The organism is Streptomyces sp. YS-3, assembly GCF_045257485.1.
Lineage (GTDB): Bacteria > Actinomycetota > Actinomycetes > Streptomycetales > Streptomycetaceae > Streptomyces.
Genome location: NZ_JBJHPC010000751.1, coordinates 1 through 2916 on the forward strand (window position 1 = coordinate 1; position 2916 = coordinate 2916).

At 73.5% G+C, this 2916-nt stretch carries 3 protein-coding genes; 2 read left to right on the forward strand and 1 reads right to left on the reverse strand.

What is annotated here, in order from left to right:
• Positions 1 to 581 (reverse strand): sugar kinase (locus tag ACJA3G_RS34270; RefSeq protein WP_406556936.1); only part of this gene is annotated, 581 nt, incomplete at its 3' end.
• A gap of 157 nt (positions 582 to 738) precedes the next feature.
• Between ACJA3G_RS34270 and ACJA3G_RS34275 the strand changes: the two genes are divergently transcribed.
• Together ACJA3G_RS34275 and ACJA3G_RS34280 are read left to right on the forward strand one after the other, a co-directional pair.
• On the forward strand, positions 739 to 2007 hold the full coding sequence (locus tag ACJA3G_RS34275) for an amino acid deaminase (protein ID WP_406556934.1): 1269 nt from the start codon (positions 739 to 741) through the stop codon (positions 2005 to 2007).
• Between the two features lie 8 nt (positions 2008 to 2015).
• The coding region (locus ACJA3G_RS34280) for an amidohydrolase family protein (protein ID WP_406556935.1) at positions 2016 to 2916 on the forward strand (901 nt) is incomplete at its 3' end.

Here is a 2916-nt window from a genome sequence, read left to right on the forward strand (position 1 = left end):
CCCCACGCCTCCTCCGCCTCGTCCTCCCCCACGAACACCACGTCCGCCCCGCGCGCCAGCTCCAGCGACTCCCGCGGGTCGGTTCCCGGACGCCACAGCCCCGCCCGGTGGTTGACGTCGAAGGACACCAGCGGACGGCCGGGGCGGCGCACCAGCAGCGTCCGCATCAGCTCCAGGCAGTCGTCCGACAGCGCGGCGGTGATGCCGGACAGATGCAGCATCCGCCCGGACCACACCGGACCCCACGGCACGTTCGCCACGGACATCGCGGAGGCGGCCGACCCGGCCCGGTAGTACGCGACCTCGTGCGAGCCGTGCGAGCGGTCGTCGGCGGTGCGGAAGTACACACCGGTCGGCCGTCCGGGGTCGCGGCGCACCCCGGACGTGTCCACCCCGTACGCGCCGACCGCCGAGACGAGGTGGTCCCCGAACCCGTCCGCGCCCACCCGGCTGACCCATCTCACCGTGTGCCCGGCGCCCGCCAGGGCGCACGCCACGTTGGACTCGGCGCCGCCGACCCCCCGTTCGAAGGAGGGGACATCGGCGAGGCGCCCCGGCCGGCCGGGCAGGAACGCGACCATGGACTCCCCGAGACAGACGGCATCCACGTCCACTCGTCGGCGCTCCCTTCACCATTGACCCGGCGTTGGCCCGGATGTTAGACAGCGGTAAGCGAGATACGCAACGGACGTTGCACATGATGCAACGGCTATCGCGGCAGCGAACACGGAGGCTTCCATGGGGTTCCTGGCAGGACTGGCCGAAGAGCGCGTCGACCACCGCTTCAAGGGGCTGCCCCCGGACGCCGACGGGCTGACCGTCGGTGAGCTGGCGGCCCAGCGCCGCAACCTGTTCACGGACGGCTTCACCACCCCCGTCCTCGCCCTCTCCGCCGAGCGTCTGGAGCACAACCTGACGCTGATGGAGACGTACGCGACCCGGCACGGCCTCGCCTTCGCCCCGCACGGCAAGACCTCCATGGCCCCCGAACTCTTCGCCCGCCAGCTCGACCACGGCGCCTGGGGCATCACGCTGGCCGTGCCCCACCAGGTGCGTGTGGCGCGCGCGTTCGGCGTCGAGCGGATCTTCCTCGGCAACGAGCTGGTGGACGCGGCGGCCCTGAAGTGGATCGCCGCCGAGCTGGCGCGGGACGCCGCCTTCCGGTTCATCTGCTACGTGGACTCGGTACGCGGGGTCGAGCTGATGGACGCGGCGCTCACCGGGACGGCCCGCCCGGTGGACGTCGTGGTCGAGCTGGGCGCGGGCGAGGGCGCCCGCACCGGCGCCCGTACCGAGGCCGACTGCACGGCCGTCGCCGACGCCGTGGCCGCCACCCGCACCCTGCGCCTGGTGGGCGTGGCGGGGTACGAGGCCGAGGTCCCGGGGGCCACCCCGGAGCGTGTCACGGCCTGGCTGCGCAGACTGACCGCGCTGGCGGCGGAGTTCGACAAGGCGGGCCGTTTCTCGGGGGCCGGACTCGACGAGATCGTCATCAGCGCGGGCGGCAGCGCCTGGTTCGACGCGGTGGCGGACGTCTTCGCGGAGATCCCCGAACTCTCGTTTCCCGTCCTGAAGTTGCTGCGCTCGGGGGCGTACGTCAGCCACGACGACGGCCGGTACCGCCGCGTCACGCCCTTCAACCGCGTCCCCGAGGAGGGCGCCCTGCACCCCGCGTTCCGTCTGTGGGCGCAGGTCGTCTCACGGCCCGGCCCCGGCCAGGCTTTCGTGAACGCGGGCAAGCGGGACGCGGCGTACGACCTCGACCTGCCCGAGGCGCAGGTGGTGCGCGGGGCGGACGGGACCGAGCGCCCCGCGACCGGTATCGAGGTCACCGCCCTGTCCGACCAGCACGCCTGGCTGCGCACCGACCCGGGCGTGGAGCTGGAGGTCGGCGACTGGGTGGGCCTCGGCCTCTCCCACCCGTGCACCAGCTTCGACAAGTGGCCGCTGATCCCGCTGGTGGAGGCGGACGGGACCGTCGTCGACTACATCCGCACCTACTTCTGAAGGCCCTGATGGACCTCGTCATACGCGGCGCCCGGGTGGTCGACGGCGGCGGAGGGCCCTCCTACCGCGCCGACGTCGGCCTTCGGGACGGACGGATCGCGGCGCTGCGCCGCGACGGCGGCGGCCCCCGGCTGACCGGCGCCCGTGTCCTGGACGCCGAAGGGCTGGCCCTGGCGCCCGGCTTCATCGACATGCACGCCCACTCCGACCTGGCCCTGCTGCGCGACCCGGACCACAGCGCCAAGGCCGCGCAGGGCGTCACGCTCGAAGTCCTCGGCCAGGACGGACTGTCGTACGCGCCCGTCGACGACCGCACCCTCACCGAGGTCCGCACGGCCGTCGCCGGCTGGAACGGCGGCGCGCCCGGGGACACGGACCTCGACTTCGACTGGCGCACGGTCGGCGAGTACCTGGACCGCCTCGACCACGGCTTCGACGGCGCGGGCATCGCCGTCAACGCCGCCTATCTGGTCCCGCAGGGCACGGTCCGGATGTACGCGATGGGCTGGGAGGACCGGGCGGCCTCGCCCCGGGAGCTGGACCGGATGCGGCGACTGGTGGCCGAGGGCCTGGAGCAGGGCGCGGTCGGCCTGTCCTCCGGCCTCACCTACACACCCGGCATGTACGCGCCGGACGCCGAACTGACCGCGCTGTGCGAGGTGGTGGCGCAGTACGGCGGCTACTACTGCCCCCACCACCGCTCCTACGGCGCGGGCGCCCTGCGCGCGTACGAGGAGATGGTGGAGCTCACCCGCGCGGCGGGCTGCGCGCTCCATCTGGCGCACGCCACGATGAACTTCGGCGTCAACGAGGGCCGGGCCCCCGAGCTCCTGGCCCTGCTGGACCGGGCGCTCGCCTCCGGCTCGGACATCACGCTGGACACCTATCCGTACACCCCGGGCTGTACGA